This is a genomic window from Thalassovita mediterranea (assembly GCA_019448215.1).
Classification (GTDB): domain Bacteria; phylum Pseudomonadota; class Alphaproteobacteria; order Caulobacterales; family Hyphomonadaceae; genus Henriciella.
Genome location: CP080408.1, coordinates 2,400,282 through 2,418,612 on the forward strand (window position 1 = coordinate 2,400,282; position 18,331 = coordinate 2,418,612).

15 protein-coding genes and 1 tRNA gene are annotated in these 18,331 nt (G+C 61.3%); 11 read left to right on the forward strand and 5 right to left on the reverse strand.

From position 1 onward, the window contains the following. Nucleotides 1–32 precede the first annotated feature (32 nt). Nucleotides 33–1,001 carry a hypothetical protein gene (locus KUV46_11840; GenBank protein ID QYJ00029.1) on the forward strand — a complete coding sequence of 323 codons (969 nt, stop codon included), beginning with the start codon at nt 33–35 and terminating at the stop codon, nt 999–1,001. A 12-nt stretch (nt 1,002–1,013) separates the two neighbouring features. On the opposite strand, the gene uvrA is transcribed toward KUV46_11840, so the two are convergent. Next, nucleotides 1,014–3,908 carry an excinuclease ABC subunit UvrA gene (gene uvrA / locus KUV46_11845; protein QYJ02402.1) on the reverse strand — a complete coding sequence of 965 codons (2,895 nt, stop codon included), beginning with the start codon at nt 3,906–3,908 and terminating at the stop codon, nt 1,014–1,016. A gap of 234 nt (nt 3,909–4,142) precedes the next feature. On the opposite strand from uvrA, the gene ssb reads away from it, so the two are divergent. The 3 genes from ssb to KUV46_11860 all read left to right on the forward strand — a co-directional run bounded on the left by ssb (nt 4,143) and on the right by KUV46_11860 (nt 6,706). Continuing rightward, nucleotides 4,143–4,631, forward strand: a complete 489-nt coding sequence (ssb, locus tag KUV46_11850) for a single-stranded DNA-binding protein (protein ID QYJ00030.1) — start codon at nt 4,143–4,145, stop codon at nt 4,629–4,631. Nucleotides 4,632–4,674: 43 nt separating this feature from the next. Then, nucleotides 4,675–6,069 carry an amidohydrolase family protein gene (locus tag KUV46_11855; protein QYJ00031.1) on the forward strand — a complete coding sequence of 465 codons (1,395 nt, stop codon included), beginning with the start codon at nt 4,675–4,677 and terminating at the stop codon, nt 6,067–6,069. A 61-nt stretch (nt 6,070–6,130) separates the two neighbouring features. After that, nucleotides 6,131–6,706 carry a hypothetical protein gene (locus KUV46_11860; GenBank protein ID QYJ00032.1) on the forward strand — a complete coding sequence of 192 codons (576 nt, stop codon included), beginning with the start codon at nt 6,131–6,133 and terminating at the stop codon, nt 6,704–6,706. 3 nt (nt 6,707–6,709) lie between these two features. Here KUV46_11860 and KUV46_11865 read toward each other — a convergent pair whose 3' ends face one another. Next, entirely contained in the window at nt 6,710–7,342 is a 633-nt protein-coding gene (locus KUV46_11865) for a YitT family protein (protein QYJ00033.1), read from the reverse strand. 30 nt (nt 7,343–7,372) lie between these two features. Beyond that, nucleotides 7,373–8,395, reverse strand: coding sequence for a hypothetical protein (locus KUV46_11870; protein ID QYJ00034.1), 1,023 nt, complete (start codon nt 8,393–8,395; stop codon nt 7,373–7,375). Between the two features lie 180 nt (nt 8,396–8,575). Between KUV46_11870 and KUV46_11875 the strand changes: the two genes are divergently transcribed. The 6 genes from KUV46_11875 to tgt all read left to right on the forward strand — a co-directional run bounded on the left by KUV46_11875 (nt 8,576) and on the right by tgt (nt 16,431). After that, a complete protein-coding gene (locus KUV46_11875) occupies nt 8,576–9,811 on the forward strand; it encodes an acyl-CoA dehydrogenase family protein (GenBank protein QYJ00035.1) in 1,236 nt (411 codons plus the stop codon). A 155-nt stretch (nt 9,812–9,966) separates the two neighbouring features. Beyond that, nucleotides 9,967–12,738, forward strand: coding sequence for a DNA gyrase subunit A (gyrA, locus tag KUV46_11880; protein QYJ00036.1), 2,772 nt, complete (start codon nt 9,967–9,969; stop codon nt 12,736–12,738). Between the two features lie 52 nt (nt 12,739–12,790). Next, nucleotides 12,791–13,285, forward strand: coding sequence for a pantetheine-phosphate adenylyltransferase (gene coaD, locus KUV46_11885; GenBank protein QYJ00037.1), 495 nt, complete (start codon nt 12,791–12,793; stop codon nt 13,283–13,285). Next, entirely contained in the window at nt 13,282–14,178 is an 897-nt protein-coding gene (locus KUV46_11890; protein QYJ00038.1) for a peptidylprolyl isomerase, read from the forward strand. Before coaD ends, KUV46_11890 begins: the two co-directional genes overlap by 4 nt. A 9-nt stretch (nt 14,179–14,187) precedes the next feature. Continuing rightward, nucleotides 14,188–15,240 carry a tRNA preQ1(34) S-adenosylmethionine ribosyltransferase-isomerase QueA gene (gene queA, locus KUV46_11895; GenBank protein ID QYJ00039.1) on the forward strand — a complete coding sequence of 351 codons (1,053 nt, stop codon included), beginning with the start codon at nt 14,188–14,190 and terminating at the stop codon, nt 15,238–15,240. Nucleotides 15,241–15,285: 45 nt separating this feature from the next. Continuing rightward, entirely contained in the window at nt 15,286–16,431 is a 1,146-nt protein-coding gene (gene tgt / locus KUV46_11900) for a tRNA guanosine(34) transglycosylase Tgt (GenBank protein ID QYJ00040.1), read from the forward strand. Here the strand turns inward: tgt and KUV46_11905 are convergent. Further along, on the reverse strand, nt 16,376–17,014 hold the full coding sequence (locus tag KUV46_11905; protein ID QYJ00041.1) for a hypothetical protein: 639 nt from the start codon (nt 17,012–17,014) through the stop codon (nt 16,376–16,378). The two genes, tgt and KUV46_11905, sit on opposite strands and share 56 nt — an antisense overlap. 195 nt (nt 17,015–17,209) lie before the next feature. Between KUV46_11905 and KUV46_11910 the strand changes: the two genes are divergently transcribed. Then, nucleotides 17,210–17,285, forward strand: a tRNA-Lys gene (locus KUV46_11910). A gap of 120 nt (nt 17,286–17,405) precedes the next feature. On the opposite strand, the gene KUV46_11915 is transcribed toward KUV46_11910, so the two are convergent. After that, nucleotides 17,406–18,260 (reverse strand): hypothetical protein, encoded by an 855-nt coding sequence (locus KUV46_11915; protein ID QYJ00042.1) that lies wholly within the window; start codon nt 18,258–18,260, stop codon nt 17,406–17,408. Nucleotides 18,261–18,331 lie beyond the last annotated feature (71 nt).

The following is an 18,331-nucleotide window of genomic DNA, read 5'->3' on the forward strand; positions in this document are numbered from 1 at the left end:
CTGAGGCTGTATCAGGTCCGGGGAGGGGCAGGGTGGAGCATCGTTTCAGTTTCGCGAATGCAATGCTGCATTTTGCGCAGGCGCGCGGGCCGGGCGGTTTCATCTGGAAATATGCGCTGTCCTATCTCATCGCCGTGCTTCTCATGGGCGGGCTGGCCTATCTGCTCTTCCAGCCGCTGATCGGGCTTTTCACAAACGCGCTGCTCCAGTTTGCGCGCGGCGCCATGACCGGCGATGACGTCGAAGTCGTCATCGCGCGCGAGATAACCGGCATGGCTGGCCGGATCATCTTTTCCTATATCGGCCTTCTGCTGCTGACGGCGCTTGTCTGGTCCATGTTCGAAGCCGCCATCCAGCGGCGCTATGTGCGCGAGGAAGGCTTCAGTATTGGTGTCGGTGCCGATGAATTCCGCCTGCTGCTGGTTGCGGTGATGTGGGTCCTGTTCAACATTGTCGGTTATCTCGCGAGCGCGATCATTGCTGGCATTCTGGGCGCGATGATCATGAGCATTGGCGGGGGCGAGAATTATGCGCTCGGCTTCAGCTTTCCGATCGTCTTCCTGCTCGCGGCATTCGGATGGATGTATTGCACCGTCCGCCTGTCACCGGCGGCGGGTCTGACGATCCGCGACCGGCGGCTGCAGTTCCTGAACGCATGGGGCGCGAGCCGCGGCCGCTTCCTGCCGCTCTTTTTTGCCTATGTGTTTCTGGGCATCATCTTCTGGATCGTCTTTACGGTGCTCTATACGGGCGGCGCAGCCGCGACGATTTCCATCTTCATGTCGAACTTTGGCGACCTAGAGCAGATCGAGCAGAACCCGGCAGAGCTGATTTTCTTCATCCTGCAGGGCCGGTTCATTGCCAGCATGATCGGCATCTATGCTGTCTTGCTGACTTTCAATGGCCTGCTCGCCTATGTCTGGGCGGGCCCGGCATCGCTGGCGGCCAAGACTGATCCGCGCGGCGGCGGCATTGCGCAGGCCCCGGACGTGTTCGCGTAAAAGCAGGCGGCGCTATTCGGCCGCCTGCTTTGCTTTCAGGCTTTTTGCGTACGACGCGCGGCGTTCATCCTGACGACGGAAAGTCTCCGCCAGGAAGCGTCCGGTCCAGCTTTCTTCGATGGCAGCCACTTCTTCGGGTGTGCCGACAGCAACGATCTTGCCGCCGCCATCACCGCCTTCAGGGCCGATATCAATGAGGTGATCGGCGGTCTTGATGACGTCGAGATTGTGCTCGATCACCACGACCGTGTTGCCAGCATCGACCAGCTCGTGAAGCACTTCAAGAAGCTTGCGGACGTCCTCAAAGTGAAGGCCGGTGGTCGGTTCATCGAGGATGTAGAGCGTGCGGCCCGTTGCGCGTTTGGAGAGCTCTTTCGCCAGTTTGACGCGCTGCGCCTCACCACCTGAGAGCGTCGTCGCCTGCTGGCCGACCTTGATATAGGTGAGGCCGACCCGGCTCAGTGTTTCCATCTTGGACTGGATGCTTGGCACGGCGTGGAAGAACTTTTCAGCCTCTTCCACCGTCATGTTGAGCACGTCGGCGATGGACTTGCCCTTGTAGAGGACTTCAAGCGTCTCGCGATTGTAGCGTTTGCCGTTGCAGGTCTCGCAGGTGACATAGACGTCCGGCAGGAAGTGCATCTCGATCTTGATGACGCCGTCGCCCTGACATGCCTCGCAGCGCCCCCCCTTTACATTGAAGGAAAAGCGGCCCGGCTTGTAGCCGCGCGCCTTGGCTTCCGGCAGGCCAGCGAACCAGTCGCGGATCGGCCCGAAGGCGCCGGTATAGGTCGCAGGGTTGGAGCGCGGCGTGCGGCCGATGGGCGACTGGTCGATATCGATGACCTTGTCGAGATGGTTGAGGCCTTCGAGGCTCTCATAGGGCGATGGGGCCTGAGAGGCGCCGTTCAGCTTGCGGGCAAGCGCCTTGTAGAGCGTCTCGATGATGAGCGTGGACTTGCCGCCGCCGGAGACACCCGTAATCGCCGTGAAGGTGCCGAGTGGGATGGTCGCGTCGACGTTCTTGAGGTTGTTGCCGCTCGCACCTTTGACGGTGAGCGAGCGGGACTTTTTCTTCAGGCGGCGCTTGGCCGGAATGGCGATCTCTTCCTTGCCTGACAGGAACGCGCCCGTGAGGCTGTCCGGGTGGGAGATGACCTCTTCTGGCGTGCCTTCGGCGATGATCTGGCCGCCATGGACACCGGCGCGCGGGCCCATATCGATGACATGGTCAGCGGTCAGGATCGCGTCTTCGTCATGCTCGACGACGAGGACAGAATTGCCGAGGTCGCGCAGGCGTTTCAGCGTCTCCAGGAGGCGCTCATTGTCGCGCTGGTGGAGGCCGATGCTGGGTTCGTCAAGAACGTAGAGCACGCCCTGCAGGCCAGAGCCGATCTGGCTGGCGAGGCGGATGCGCTGGCTTTCGCCGCCCGATAGCGTGCCGGAGGCGCGTGACAGGGACAGGTATTCAAGGCCGACCGCATTGAGGAAGACCAGACGGTCATTGATTTCCTTCAGGATGCGGGTCGCAATTTCCTTTTGCTGATCGTTCAGCGTGTCGACGACCTTGCCGAACCAGTCGCCAGCCTGCTTGATCGAGAATTCGGCGCTGTCGGAAATATCGAGGCCGTCGATCTTTACCGCGAGCGCTTCGGGTTTCAGGCGCTTGCCATTGCAGGACGGGCAGGGGGCGGCGGACTGGAACTTTGAGATCTCGTCGCGGGCCCACTGGCTGTCAGTTTCGCGGTAGCGGCGATTGAGGTTCGGGATGACGCCTTCGAAGGTCTTCTTCACCTCATAACGGCGCAGGCCGTCATCATAGACGAACTGGATTTCCTCATCGCCGGTGCCGTTGAGGATCACGTCGCGCACATTCTGCGCGAGCTTGTTCCAGGCGGTGTCGAGGTCGAAATCGTAATGGTCAGCCAACGCCTGCAGCGTCTGCGTCTGGTAGGGCGACGCGGCGCGGGCCCATGGGGCGATGGCACCTTTTGCGAGTGACAGATCCTTGTCGGGCACGACGAGTTCAGGGTCGACCTTGGACTGTTCGCCAAGACCGTCGCAGGCCGGGCAGGCACCGAATGGATTGTTGAATGAGAAGAGGCGCGGCTCAATCTCTGGAATTGTGAAGCCGGAGACAGGGCAGGCGAAGTTGGCCGAATAGGTGATGCGCTTGTGTTCGGTCTCGCCTTCCTCAAGGTCGGCATATTCCAGCACAGCGATGCCATTGGCGAGGCCAAGTGCGGTCTCGAAGCTCTCTGCGAGGCGTTGTTCCATGCCTTCGCGGATGACGACGCGGTCCACGACGACATCGATGTCGTGCTTGAACTTCTTGTCGAGCGTTGGCGGGCTTTCGAGATCGTGGAACTCGCCATCGACCTTCACGCGCTGGAAGCCGTTCTTCAGAAGCTCGGCGAACTCTTTTTTGTACTCGCCCTTGCGGCCACGGATCATCGGCGCAAGCAGGTAGAGCCGGGTCTTTTCCGGCAGGTCCATCGTGCGGTCGACCATTTCCGAGACGGTCTGGCTCTGGATGGGGAGGCCGGTGGCGGGCGAATAGGGAATGCCGACGCGCGCCCAGAGAAGGCGCATATAGTCATAGATCTCGGTGACCGTGCCGACGGTCGAGCGCGGGTTCTTCGAGGTCGTCTTCTGCTCAATGGAGATCGCTGGGGAGAGGCCTTCGATGCTCTCCACATCGGGCTTCTGCATCAGTTCGAGGAACTGGCGCGCATAGGCAGACAGGCTCTCGACATAGCGACGCTGGCCTTCGGCATAGATCGTGTCGAAAGCGAGCGAGGACTTGCCCGAACCGGACAGCCCCGTCAGCACGACAAGCTTGTCGCGAGGAATGTCCACGTCGACATTCTTCAGATTGTGTTCTTTCGCGCCGCGCACGCGGATCATGCGAAGATCGGGTGACGTCATCGACATAGCCTTTCGGGACCGCGCCTCGTCTTGCGTTGAAGTATCATGTGTAACTGGAGTCCAGCTTGACGACCAGAACAAAAAATGAACATTGTGCCGTCTGCAGCCATTTAAGCTGCCGATTGTGGAAATATGGGGTGTGAGGGCGACACGCGCCAAGTGACGTATTACACCCGGAAGCTGGATTCGAACCCGAAATGAATGGAGCGCGATATGGCAGGCTCAGTGAACAAGGTCATTCTCATTGGCAATCTGGGTGCAGACCCGGAAGTGCGTCAGTTCCAGAATGGCGGCCAAGTCTGCAATCTGCGTATTGCGACGTCTGACACCTGGAAAGACAAGAACACTGGTGAGCGCCGCGAGCGGACCGAGTGGCATCAGGTGGCGATCTTCTCTGAAGGTCTTGTGCGGATCGCGCAGCAATACCTGAAGAAGGGCTCCAAGGTTTACATCGAAGGCAAGCTGCAGACCCGCAAGTGGCAGGACCAGAATGGCCAGGACCGTTATTCGACCGAGGTCGTGCTGCAGGGTTATGACGGCACGCTGACCATGCTGGACAGTGCTGGCGGTGGCCAAGGCGGCGGCGGTGGTGGCCGCATGGGCGGTGGCGGATACGGTGGTGGCGGCGGCGGTGGCCCGCGCCAGCTCGACGGTCCGCCGCAGGACTTCAACCAGGACTTCGAAGACGAGATCCCGTTCTAGGGTGACGTCCCACCGGGGCAGGGCGCCGGGCCTGGCGCTGGCGATGCTTTCCTTGTCGGCCTGTGCTGGCAGCGGGACTGTTGAGCCGGCGCAGAGCGGCGCACTGCTTCTTACCAATGCTCGGCTGGCCGACCTCTCTGGCGATGCGCCGCGCATTGAAGAGCGCGCGTCCGTGCTGATCCGCGATGGCCGGATTGCGGCTGTGGGCGATGCGGGCTCGAACTTTACCGCAGACGAGATCATCGACCTTGAAGGGCAGACGGTCACGCCGGGTCTTGCCGACATGCATGTCCATGTCTGGGATGAGGCAGAGCTTGGCGCCTATCTCTCGTACGGCGTGACGACGGTACGAAACCTCTCTGGCATGCCCTTTCATCTGGTGCTGCAGGATGAGATTGCGCGCGGCGAGCGTCTTGGGCCGCGGCTTCTGACGTCAGGGCCTATCCTGAACAGCGCGGGTGCGAACCAGCAGGACAACCATCAGCTCGTCGAGACGGCCGAGGAAGCCCGCGCGGCTGTTGCTTGGCAGGCGGATGCCGGGTTTACGCGTCTCAAAGTCTATTCCAACCTGACGCGAGAGGCCTATGAGGCCGCGCTGGACGAAGCCCGTCTGCGCGGCATGGCTGTCACCGGACACAGCCCCGAAGGTGAGCGTGGCCCCGGTGTGCCGCGAAGCGAACCTTTCGATATCCCGTTTGAAGAGATCATCCCTGATGGCTTCGAGACGCTGGAGCATGTCGAATCCATCGTGTGGCACGGCCTGCGCGCCCGGAAGGATGAAGCGGCGGGCCGGGCGCTGGCGCGGCAGCTGGCCGATGCAGGTGTGGCGGTGACGCCGACACGGGTGGCGCATCACAATCTGCTCCGCATGGCTGAGACCGGCGGCTCGGCAGCCGAGCGGGAAGGGATGAACCTTCTGAACCCGTTCGTGCAGGCGCTGGAGAGAGACGTAAAAGCCTATTGGGCGGCAGCAGATGCCGGGCCGATCGCGGAGGAAGACGCGTTTCAGGCGCGCATGATCAAGATCCTCGCTGAGGAAGGCGTGTTGCTGGTGGCGGGGAGCGATGCGGGCATTTTCATCAATGTGCCGGGCCAGTCGCTGGGCGATGAGCTCCGCCTTCTGGTCGATGCTGGGCTAACACCCTATGAGGCGTTGCAGACCGCCACATGGAACGCTGCGGTGGTGCTAGGCGAAAGCGATGAGCGCAGCTGCGTTGAGGCGGGGTGCGCGGCCGACCTGACTGTCTATAGCTGCGACCCGCTGGCTGATATTGACTGCGCCGCATCAGTGTCCGGCGTTGTGCGCTCTGGCGAATGGCTTGGGTCGGAGCGGCTTCAAGGTCTTCGTCTGGCGGCAGCCCAGCACGATATCGAGCGCACGCAGGCGAACCTATTTGCAGGCCTCCAGGCGCAGGGCACGCCTGTTCCTGATTTCTAGACGCGCGGGAACGGCTTGGCGCGCTGGCCGTTCTCATCCGATCTGATGGGAGCTTCAAGCCATGATCAAATACGCCCTCATACCTTTTGCCTGCCTCGCCATGACGGCATGTGGGCCGGGCGGCGCTGATACCGAGGTTTCAAGCGAGGCGCGAATGGGTAGCGACGCTGACTCCCTCGTCGATAATGCGATCGAGGATGACGCGTCCGATATTGAGGATGTTGCACCGGTCGATGAGACTCTGCCGCCGGTTGATGCTGGCCGTCCGGATGACGCGGCCCAGCGTTGGGCCGATGCGCTGGAGGCGCGCGACTGGGAAACGGCCCGGCAGATCTGGGGCGAAAGCGGTATGGCAAGCGGCCTTGATGCCGACGAGTTTGAAACAGCCTTCAGCAAGTACCGCACGATCAACATCAGCTTTGGTGAGGCGCGCCAGGAAGGCGCCGCCGGAACGCTCTATTACGAAGTGCCCGTGACCATGACGGGGGAGCTGGAAAATGGAGACGCCTACCGGATGGAAGGTCCGCTTCTGCTCAGCCGCGTGAATGACGTACCGGGCGCTTCTACCGAAGAGCGCAAGTGGCATATCGAGATGAGTGACCTTCGCCCGCGTCCCGTAGAAGCTGATAGTCAGTAGTCGCTAGCTCATCCCGCGATAGCGGCCGGGGCGGTGATTGATCGCGACGGTGAGGTTCAGGACGAACGCACCGACAATGGACAGTGCGACGAGCTTGAGCGGCAGCATGAACAGCGCGACGACCAATATGATCAGGTCGACGATGAGCTGGAACAGGCCAGCGCGGATGATGCCACGGTCCTGAAGGAACTGGGACAGGATGGTCACGCCGCCGATGCCTGCACGGTGGCGCAGTAGGACGACGAGGCCGACGCCCATCATGGCCGCGCCGGCGACAGCTGCGAAGGCCGGGGCGAGGAAGCTGAAATCCACCCAGAGCGGCAGGAGCCGGGTCTGCGCCGAGACGAGCGCCACTGAAGCGAAAGTTCGCAGCGTGAAGCCCCAGCCCATGCGCAGGATGGAAAGCGCAAAGAAGGGAAGGTTCAGCACGAAGAAGACCGGGCCGAAGGTCAGCGATGTGCCGAACTCTACCAGAAGGCTGGTGCCAGCGACGCCGCCGGTGATCAGCATGGCTTCGCTATAGAGGATCACGCCGAAGCTGAGGAGCAGAGTGCCAAGGATAAGCGCCTGCACGTCTTCGTACCACTTGTGTGGAACGACTTCGGCTTCGGTATCGGCTTCAGGTGTATCGGACATGCGCGCTCTTTGCGCGGGGCGGTCGCTGCGTCAAGGCGTATAGACCTCGACAGCCGCGCTGGTTCGGCTGCCGCCACGCTCCAGCGCGCCACCGATAAGGTAAATATCTGAGCCGACCGTGACGCCGCCAAGGCCGTGACGGGGCTTTGGCATATCCTCGATCGCTGACCAGCGGTCTGTGCGTGGATCGTACACCCAGGCGTCTTCATAGACGCCGCCGCCATTGTCGAACCACTCGCCGCCGAATGTGTAGAGCTTGCCGTCGACAACGCCGCTGGCGAGACCGCCCTGGGCGCGCGGCATGGGGGCGAGCGTTTCCCAGCGATCTGTGCCGGGGTCATAGACTTCATGCACGGCCGTGTTGCCGCCGTCGACAGTGCGGCCTGCGACAACGTGAAGGCGTCCGTCGAGCACACCCGCAATGGCGCTGTTGCGCGCGGTCGGCATTGAAGCGAGCACTTCCCAGCGCGCGCCGTCAAAGCAGAGCAGCGTGCCCACATCGGTGTGGTCATTCCAGTCGAGATTACGGGTGCCCGACGGCTGGCGCCCGCCTGCAAGATAAAGCTTTCCGCGGATGATGCCGCCGCTGCTTTCGCCGTTCACGACGGGCAGGGACGGCGCCGGGAGCCAGGCGTCGCCAGTGGCATCATAGCGCCACGCGGTGTTTTGCATCTGCCAGCCGCCTTCGGGGCCGGACTGGAAGCCGCCAATGCAGTGAAGCGCGCCATTCACGCTGACGAGTTGCGGGTGATGCCGGGCGACAGGCAGGTCAGCGAGCGGCGTCCACTTGCCGGTTTCCAGATCGAGCGCGTTGTGGGCCGCGGTCGGGCCGGTGATGCGGCCACCTTCGGCGATGAACCCGCCTGCGAGATGGATGCGCCCAGCATGGAGGCAGGGATAGATTTCCTGAACCGGAAAGGGGAGCGATGGGCCATCGCGCCAGCCACTTGCCGCTTGAGGCTGCTCACTGTTGGCCGGGCGGGCGGCGTATCCTGCGGCCAGGCCTGCGGCGAGCCATTGAAGCGACTGGCGGCGCGTCGGTGTCAGTTTCATCTACAGAATCCTCTCTACCCATCGCGGGTAACCATAGGCTGGCGCGACGCATTGGCAAAGCTGGGGCGCGTGAGAGGAGAATTCTTGTCTCGAACAAGGCGGAGCGACGCGGCGGCAGGCCTGTGCAGCCTGCGCAATCCTGCCTAGCCTGTCTCCAGATAACGATCAGGGAGAGAAAACATGGCTATCGATTTCACCATTCCGGAAGACGCAAAGAAAGTCCGCGAAAAGGTGCGCCAGTGGGTGCAGGACGAGTGTATTCCAGCCGAAAAGCGCCTCACCGATGGAGAGGACTATAAGACCGTCCTGAATGAGCTTCGCGCCAAGGCGCGCGCCCAGGGGCTGTGGCTGCCCTTCATTCCTGAAGAGCATGGCGGCATGGGGCTTGGCCCGCTCGCCAATGCTCTCGTCCAGATGGAGCTTGGCCAGAGCCATCTCGGCGCGCTGTCGATGAACTCGCAGGGGCCGGATGACGCGACCATGCTGACGCTGCTCGCGCATGGTACCGACTACCAGAAAGAGAAGTTCCTCAAGCCGATCCTGAATGGCGAGAAGCGCGTCTGCTATTCCATGACGGAAAAGGCGGCCGGCGCCGACGCGACCGGTATGCAGACCCGCGCCGAAAAGGACGGCAACAGCCATTACGTGCTGAATGGCGAGAAGTGGTATTCTTCTGCCGCCAGCGTGGCCGACATCGCCGTGGTCATGGCGAAGACCAATCCGGAAGCGCCGCGCCATGAGCAGTTCTCGACCTTCATCGTCGAGCTGCCGAATGAGGGCTATAATATCGTTCGCGATATCCCGACCATGGCGGTGCATGGCCCACTCTATGAGATCATGGGCGGCGGGCATGCAGAGGTGAAGATCGAAAACCTTCGCGTCCCGCAGGAAAATCTGCTCGGCGGCGAAGGCAAGGGCTTTGCCATGGGCCAGCACAGGCTTGCCTATGGGCGCCTGCGTCACGGCATGCACAATGTCGCCATGGCGCAGCGGGCGCTGGATCTTGCGACTGAGCGGGTCACAAGCCGCACCACCTTCGGCAAGGGGCTCGAGGACCGTCAGGGCGTCCAGTTCATGCTCGCAGAGTGCGCAAGCCAGCTCTACATCGCGCGCCTCATGCTGATGCATATCGCCTACAAGGCCGAGAACGGCATGGACCTTCGCCAGGAGAACGGCATCGCCAAGGTCTTCCTCGCGAACATGGTCCACAAGGTGGTCGATACGGCGATCCAGCTGCACGGCGCGCTTGGCTATTCGCTCGATACGCCGCTGGCCGCCTGGTACACCCACATCCGCTCGCAGCGGCTCGTCGATGGCCCGGATGAGGTCCACAAATGGATCACCGGCAAGAACGTCATCCGCGCCTTCAAGAAGGACGGTACGACTGCAGCGGCGGCTGGCGGCGACCTGTTGTAATTACAAGGCTTTGTGGCCGCTTTCGCGTCACAGGGGAGCGCTGCTGAAAAGCGGCGCTCCTGTTTGTGTCGGGTGCCCGCGTTTGCTAGTCTGAAAGCTAGTGATCGCGGGCGATTCGAAGCCGCGCGCAAAGCAGACAAAGAGGCCTAAAGCCCGTGAGCGACGAGACCACTCCGCCGGACGAGCCGGAAACGCCAGAAACCCCGTATGAGGATGGCATCGACCCGGTCGATATCGAGGACGAGCTAAAGCGGTCCTACCTCGATTATGCGATGAGCGTGATTGTCAGCCGTGCGCTGCCAGACGTTCGTGACGGCCTGAAGCCCGTGCACCGCCGCATCCTCTATGCGATGCATATCAACGGCAATACGCCGGACAAGGCTTACAAGAAATCCGCCAACATTGTCGGTGCCGTGATGGGTAACTTCCACCCGCATGGCGACAGCGCGATCTATGACGCGCTCGTGCGGATGGCGCAGCCATTCTCCATGGGCCTGACGCTCGTTGATGGTCAGGGCAATTTCGGCTCGATCGACAACGATCCGCCAGCGGCCATGCGTTATACGGAATCTCGTATGACGAAGGCAGCGCAATACCTGCTTGCCGACATCGACAAGGATACGGTCCAGTTCCAGGACACGTATGACGGCGTCCAGCAGGAACCGATGGTTCTGCCGGCGCAGTATCCGAACCTTCTCGTCAATGGTGGCGGCGGTATCGCAGTCGGTATGGCGACCAATATTCCGCCGCACAATCTGGGTGAGGTCGTCGATGCGACGCTCGCCATGATCGATGAGCCGGGGATCGACGACGAAGCCCTGCTCGAGATCGTGCCCGGCCCGGACTTTCCTACGGGCGGTCTGATCCTGGGCTATGCTGGCTCGCGCAAGGCGCTGCTTGAAGGTCGCGGCTCTGTCCTGATGCGGGCGCGCACCGAGATCGAGGACGTGAAGTCTGGCCGCCAAGCCATTATTGTTTCAGAGATTCCCTATCAGGTGAACAAGGCCTCGATGGTCCAGAAGATTGCCGAACTGGTGCGCGACAAGCGCATCGAAGGCATTGCGGACCTGCGCGACGAATCCGATCGTCACGGCATTCGCGTGGTCATCGAGATCAAGAAGGATGCAAGCGCGGACGTGGTGCTGAACCAGCTTTTCCGTTTCTCGCCGCTGCAGACCTCCTTCCCGGTCAACATGCTGGCGCTGAACGGTGGTCGTCCCGAGCAGCTGAACCTGCGCGCCGTGCTGCAGGCCTTCATCCAGTTCCGCGAGGAAGTGGTTGCCCGGCGCACGAAGTTCGAGCTGAACAAGGCGCGCGACCGCGCCCACGTCCTCGTTGGTCTTGCGCTGGCTGTCGCCAATATCGACGAGGTTATCCGCATCATCCGTCACTCGCCGGACCCGAACGCGGCACGCGAGCAGTTGCTCGCCAAGGCGTGGCCGATGATGGATATGGGTCCGCTGATTGACCTGATCGCCGACAAGCGGACACGCCGCGCCGACGGTGACACGATCTATCTGTCCGATGAGCAGGCCCGCTCAATCCTGGCGCTGCAACTGTCGCGTCTCACCGGTCTTGGCCGGGACGAAATCGGCAATGAGGCCAAGGGTCTGTCGGACAAGATTGCCGACTATCTCGATATTCTGCGCTCACGTCCGCGTATCCTCGACATCATCCGGGGCGAGCTGAATGAGGTGAAAGAGAAGTTCGCCGTGCCGCGGCGCTCGGAGTTCACCTTTGTGGATGCCGACCTCGATGATGAAGACCTCATCGAGCGCGAAGACATGGTCGTGACGGTGACGCATGGCGGATATGTGAAGCGCGTGCCGCTTTCGACCTACCGCACGCAGCATCGCGGCGGCAAAGGCCGCTCTGGCATGTCGATGAAGGACGAGGATTTTGTAACGCGGCTGTTCACGGCCAACACGCATACCGAGATCCTGTTCTTCAGCTCTGAAGGCATGGTCTACAAGGAGAAGGTGTGGCGTCTGCCCGTCGGCTCCCCGCAGGCACGCGGCAAGGCGCTGGTCAATATCTTCCCGCTAGCAAAGGATGAGCGCATCGAAAGCGTGATGCCGCTGCCGGATGATGAGGCCGCGCGTGAGGAACTCGATCTCATGTTCGCGACCCGGTCTGGCACGGTGCGCCGGAACAAGCTGTCCGACTTCACGCGGGTGAACCGAAACGGCAAGATTGCGATGAAGCTGGACGAGGGCGACGGCATTGTCTCGGTGAAGATCTGCTCCGAGCAGAATGACGTCATGCTCACGACGGTGCTGGGCAAGTGTATCCGATTCCGGGTCGATGATGTGCGCGTCTTTGCTGGCCGCAATTCAACCGGTGTACGCGGCATTCGCCTTGACAAGGGCGACGAGGTGATCTCGCTCGGCATTCTGCACCATCTAGACTTCACGTCCGCTGAAGCGCGTGCCTATCGCAAGCATGAGATTGCGAAGATGCGTGCAATCTCTGGCGAGGAAGAAGACGAGGGCGAAGCCATCGCCGACGATGAGGATGATGCAGGCGAGGACGAGGTCTCTCTCAGCCCTGAACGCATCGCCGAAATGGGCGCGGCCGAGGAGTTCATCCTGACGGTTGCCGATGATGGCATGGGCAAGCGCTCGTCTTCCTATGACTACCGGGTCACCGGGCGCGGCGGCAAAGGCCTCGTGGCGCATAATATCTGGGGCTCTGACAAGAAGAAGGGGCCGGTCAAACAGATCGCGCAATCCTTCACGGTCGACGACAACGACCAGGTGATGCTGGTGACGAATGCGGGTCAGCTGATCCGTACGCGCGTCGACCAGATCCGTATCGCTGGCCGAGCAACATCCGGCGTCTGGGTGCTTCGCACCAATGAGGGCGAGCGGGTTGTCTCTGTGGCACGCCTTGTAGAAGACGGCGAAGACGATACAGAGGAAGAATAAGCCGCCCCCGCCCGGGGCGGCGCCAAAAGGTGCCAAGGCGAGGAGAGTGTCCATGCAACGTGTCGGGCTTTATCCGGGGACGTTCGACCCCATTACTGCGGGACATCTCGACATTATCGGCCGCGGGCTGAAACTGGTCGACAAGCTGATCGTCGGCGTTGCCGTCAATGAAGCCAAGAAGCCGCTATTCTCTCTCGATGAGCGCACCGCGATCGTCGAGGAAGAAACGGCCAAGCTGCACAATCCGCGCGGCGTCGAGATTGAGGTTCGTCCCTTCGACAATCTGCTGATGCACTTCGCCGAGACCTGCGGCGCGCACGTCATCATCCGCGGCCTGCGGGCTGTTTCTGACTTCGAGTACGAATTCCAGATGACGGCCATGAATGAGCAGCTGAACCGCGAGATTGAAACTGTCTTCCTGATGGCGGATGTACAACATCAGGCTGTGGCTTCGCGTCTCGTGAAGGAAATTGCGAAGTTCGGGGGCGATATTTCATCGTTCGTCACGCCAAGCGTGCGGGCCAAGCTTCTGGAGAAGTATAAGTGAGATTTTCGACATTTGCGGTAAGCACGCTGGTTCTTGCAGGCATGGCGGGCGCAACCGCATGTGCGCAAAGCGCGTCCGAGGCTCCTGAACCGCCCGTCTTCACGATGGATGATGTCGAGGCGTCGCCAGATGCCTGGCGGCAGGCAGAACCCGAGAACCTTCTGGTCATGGAGACCACCAAGGGTCGCATCATTATCGAGATGCTGCCGCAAGTGGCGCCAGCCCATGCCGAACAGTTCCGCACCATTTCCAGCGAGGGCAAGTGGGATGGCACCGTCTTTCACCGGGTGATCGACGACTTCATGGCGCAAGGCGGCGATATCCGGGCGATGAATGGCGAAGGCTCCGGCCTGCCTGACCTCAAGGGTGAGTTCACCTTCCGCGCCAATCCAGGCGAGATGCCCCTGAACGTTATCGGCCCGATGGATTCAGCGACGCAGGGCCTTTACATGGGCTTCCCGATGGGGACGCAGGCGCAGTTCCTGGCTGAACTGACCGGTGATGCTGCCGTTGAGCGCTGGATCCTTCATTGTCCGGGCGTTGTATCGACCGCGCGTACGACTGACCCGAATTCCGCGAACAGCCAGTTTTTCCTGATGCGTCATCAGGCGGACCACCTTGATAAGCAGTATACAGCTTGGGGACGCGTCGTTGACGGTTTCGATGTGGTGCGATCGATCAAGAAGGGGCCCGAGCCGAACGGCACGCCCATCACAAATCCGGATATCCTGCAGCGCGCCTATATGATGAGCGACCTGCCGGCGGGCGAGCAGCTCGATGTCTGGGTTCAGCGCTCTGACACGCCTGAGTGGACAGAACGCCTTGCCGAAGCAGACCAGACCGACACGGACATATGTGACGTGATGCGCGTACCAGCGGTCGTCGCAGAATAGGAGGGCAGGGTGGACCTATCCGCCTTTGCTTTCGAGCTTCCAGAAGAGTTGATCGCCCTGCGGCCCGTCGAGCCGCAGGATGCTGCGCGGCTGCTTGTGGTGCACGGTGATGGCCGGCTGGAAGATGCAGGCGTGCGCGACCTGCCGCGCTATCTGTCTGCTGGCGATACGCTGGTTTTCAACGACACACGCGTCATCCCTGCCGCGTTGAAGGGCGTACGCCCAGCGCGAGATGAGACAGGCGCGGACGTCAATGTCGATGCCAATCTGGTCGAACGAGTAAGCCCGGATACATGGCGGGCGCTCGCCAGGCCGGGCAAGCGGCTGAGGCCGGGCGATACAATCCTGTTTGGTGAGGATTTCGAGGCGACCATCAGCGAAAAGGGTGGCGGTGCGGACCTGCTGCTGGTCTTCAACAGGGCGGGGGCCGCACTCGATGAGGCACTGGACGCGTTCGGGGCGATGCCGCTGCCGCCCTATATCGCGCGTCGCCGGGCGGCCGATGACAAAGACCGAGAGACTTATCAGACAAGCTTTGCTGGCGACGAGGCGCAATCGGTGGCCGCGCCGACCGCTGGCCTGCATTTCACGCCGCGCCTTCGTGAGGAAATTGCGGCTGCAGGTATCGCGAGCGAGTGGGTGCGCCTCCATGTCGGTCTGGGGACGTTCTCCCCCTTGCAGGAGAGCCAGCTGGAGAGCGGGCGCCTGCATGAAGAATGGCGGCGGGTGAGCCCTGAAGTGGCCGAGAAGCTGAATGCGGTGCGCGCCAATGGCGGGCGGGTCGTTCCCGTCGGCACCACGGCGCTGCGGACACTGGAAAGCTCCGTCGAGGGCGGAAAAATCGTGCCCACGCTGGGGCCGACCGATATCTTTTTGAGGCCTGGCGACAGACTACAGGCGACCGATGCGCTGGTGACCAACTTCCACCTGCCTGAAAGCTCGCTCTTCATGCTGGTCTGCGCGCTGATGGGCACAGACATCATGCAGGCTGCTTACGCGCATGCCATCAAGGAAGGCTATCGCTTCTACTCCTATGGCGATGCGTGCTTGCTGCTTCCCTGACGGCTCGGGCTTGCCTTGTGAGCGATAATCGCTAGAGCCGCGCCCATGGCGACATTTCCGTTTGAGATAAAGGCCCGTGAGGGCAAGGCGCGTACAGGTGTCCTGAAGACCCCGCGCGGCGACATCCGTACACCAGCATTCATGCCCGTCGGGACGGCAGCGACCGTCAAGGCGCTGTATATGGACCAGGTCGAACAGGCCGGCGCCGATATCATTCTGGGCAATACCTATCATCTGATGCTGCGTCCGGGCGCAGAACGCGTGAAGCGGCTTGGCGGCCTTCACGCCTTCTCTGGCTGGAAAGGCCCTATGTTGACCGATAGCGGTGGCTTTCAAGTCTGGTCGCTTTCCCAGCTTCGCAAGATGGACGCCGACGGGGTAACCTTCAGGAGCCATATTGATGGGTCCGAGCACCGCCTGACGCCCGCGCGCAGCATCGAGATCCAGGCCGACCTTCTCGGCGCCGACATTTCCATGCAACTTGATGAATGCACCGATTTTCCGTGTACGCATGAAGAGGCTGAGCGCTCTCTCGACCTGTCGCTCGATTGGGGCGCGCGTAGCCTTGAAGCCTTCGGGGAGCGGGACAGCCAGACGCTGTTCGGCATCGTCCAGGGCTCAAACTTCCCTGACCTTCGAGAGAAATCGGCCAAGGGTGTCGTGGCTCAGGGGTTTGGCGGCATCGCGCTGGGCGGGCTCGCCGTAGGGGAGGGCCACGACCAGATGTGCGCGACCATAGATATGACGGTCCCATATCTTCCCGAAGAAAAACCGCGCTATGTAATGGGCGTCGGCAAACCGATCGACCTTGTCGAGAGCGTCGCGCGCGGCATCGACATGTTCGATTGCGTCCTGCCGACCCGCGCTGGCCGGCACGGGCAGGCATGGACGTGGGACGGGCCGATCAACCTCAAGAATGCACGATTTGCTGAAGATACCTCGCCAATTGATGAGGCTGTGCCGTCGCCAGCAAGTCAGGACTATTCAAAGGCTTACCTGCATCACCTGATAAAGTCCGGCGAATACCTCGGCTCGATGATCCTGTCTTGGCACAACACCGCTTTCTTCCAGGCGCTGATGGCGGAAATCCGTCTTGCCATTGAAGAGAACCGCTTTGAGGCACTGCGCGCGGAGCTCAGTCAGCGTTGGGCGACGACGAAGTCGTCTGCTCGCTCGCCGAAGGACGCCTGAGGTCGACCGGGCCCTCAGGCTCAGGCGGCGGAAGCGGCTCGGTCTTAATGGGCGGCGTGGCAGGAGATGACGCGTCAGACGCGTTGGTCTTGATAGGCCTGTCGCCGCGATAGACGACCGGTGGCTCCTTTTCTTCAGCGAAGACGGGCGCGGCAATGCCCTCACAATTCTTCGTGCGGCCAATGGCTTTCAGATAGGTCCGGCGTGCGCGGCCACGGTCAAAAGCGGCGCGCAGCTTTTTCTCATGGCTGTTTGCACCGCTGAGGCGGCGCACCCAGCCGCGATAGGGAATAAGCCCGCGCGCTTCGGAGGCTACGACGCCAAGCACGCCGTCAGAAGCGGTGTCTGCCGCAAGCTCAGACAGGGAGGCCTGCTCTTCCTCGCTAACCTCATCCCAGTCTGGCGGCAGGACGCCGTCCAGCGTCGCGATCTCAGAGGCGATGTCGGCGCAGGACGCTGTGTGGTCGACCTTGTAGGGATTGGAAATCGCCGCGAGCACCTCTGGCACCTCGTCCTTGCGAAGGTTGAGGTCTTCCAGCGGGGAAAGGGCCGCATCAGTAAGGCCCGCACGCGTTTGTGACACGGCCTGACCGGCCGGTTTACTGGCGCATGAGGCGAGTACCAGCGATGCTGATACAAGAGCGAAAAAGGCGGCCTGTTTCATGCCGCAGACAAGACACCAGCAAGTCGGCAGAAAAGTGGCGCAATTTCACCTGCAATTAGGGCGTTACAGCGCGTTGACCTGCCGCCCACAGTCGACTAGTTAGCACGCTTCGGCGCGCCCATAGCTCAGTCGGTAGAGCAACTGACTTTTAATCAGTAGGTCACAGGTTCGAATCCTGTTGGGCGTACCATTTTCTCTAAACAGTGCCCACGATGCCTTCGCTTGGCCGCATCTATACAGACATAGGGGCGAACGATTGTGAGGCGGAAACCCATCGATTTCCGCCCCAAGCAATAGGATTGTGCTTTCTTCAATCTGCGGCGGCGGCCGGCTGCGTACTGACTTCGATCGGACGAAAGCTGAGACTTGATGAACCGGCATCTGTTTCTGGCAGGTCAAATGTCTTTGGATCTGGGAGAGTAAAGGTTTGCTCAGTCGCGGAGATCGTTGAGGGCGCCTCGGTTCTTGGGCGGAGGCCGATATTGAACCGTGAGGTCGCCGTGGTGCTCGACTTGATGGCAGGCGAAAGTTCTTCAGAGAAGCTCGCCAGCTTTACGTGTGAGGAAAATTCCAACTTCTGGGGAGCATCCATCACTTCAGCTTGAGGCTCGAAGGACGCTTGCATCACCTCGGGTTCTGGAGCTGCGGCGTCCTGGTCAGCCAGTACCGCTTCCTCGCGTCGCGCCTCTGCTGCCGCAATGGCTTGCGGAGATTGGCTTGCAGGCGTGAGGTTACTTAGCTTGGATGCTGGCCTGTCTGCCGAAGCAGTCTGTGCACCGATACCGGACATGTCATCAGGTAGGTAGCTGCCGCCCTCATGGGTGCGGCTCCAGCCATTGGCGTGCGCAAGTTCATGACAGAGGAGGCGGGCGTACCAGCCAGACGTTATTGTCTGGCAGGGGTTCGGCATGGTGATCATGCGTCCATCACCGCAACCCATCGAGTTCAGCTGTGGAACACCGAAAATATGAGCGCCGCGCTGCGCACACCTGGCGCCGACGAGCATCGGCGAGACGAACTCTACAGCGACTGTGTTGTCGCCGCGAAACTCTGCAGGAGCATTTTTTACCGGCTCTAGAGGAGCGACGGTCATACAGCCAGCTAGGAGAGATGAGACACAGAAAGTGCTCATCATGTAAAAACGAGAAACGAGTGTTCTTTTCATGTCCATCACCCCGACTTCTTTGAGTTGGTGATGAGATGACTACGAGGTCGGCCATAATACTGACTTGAAGA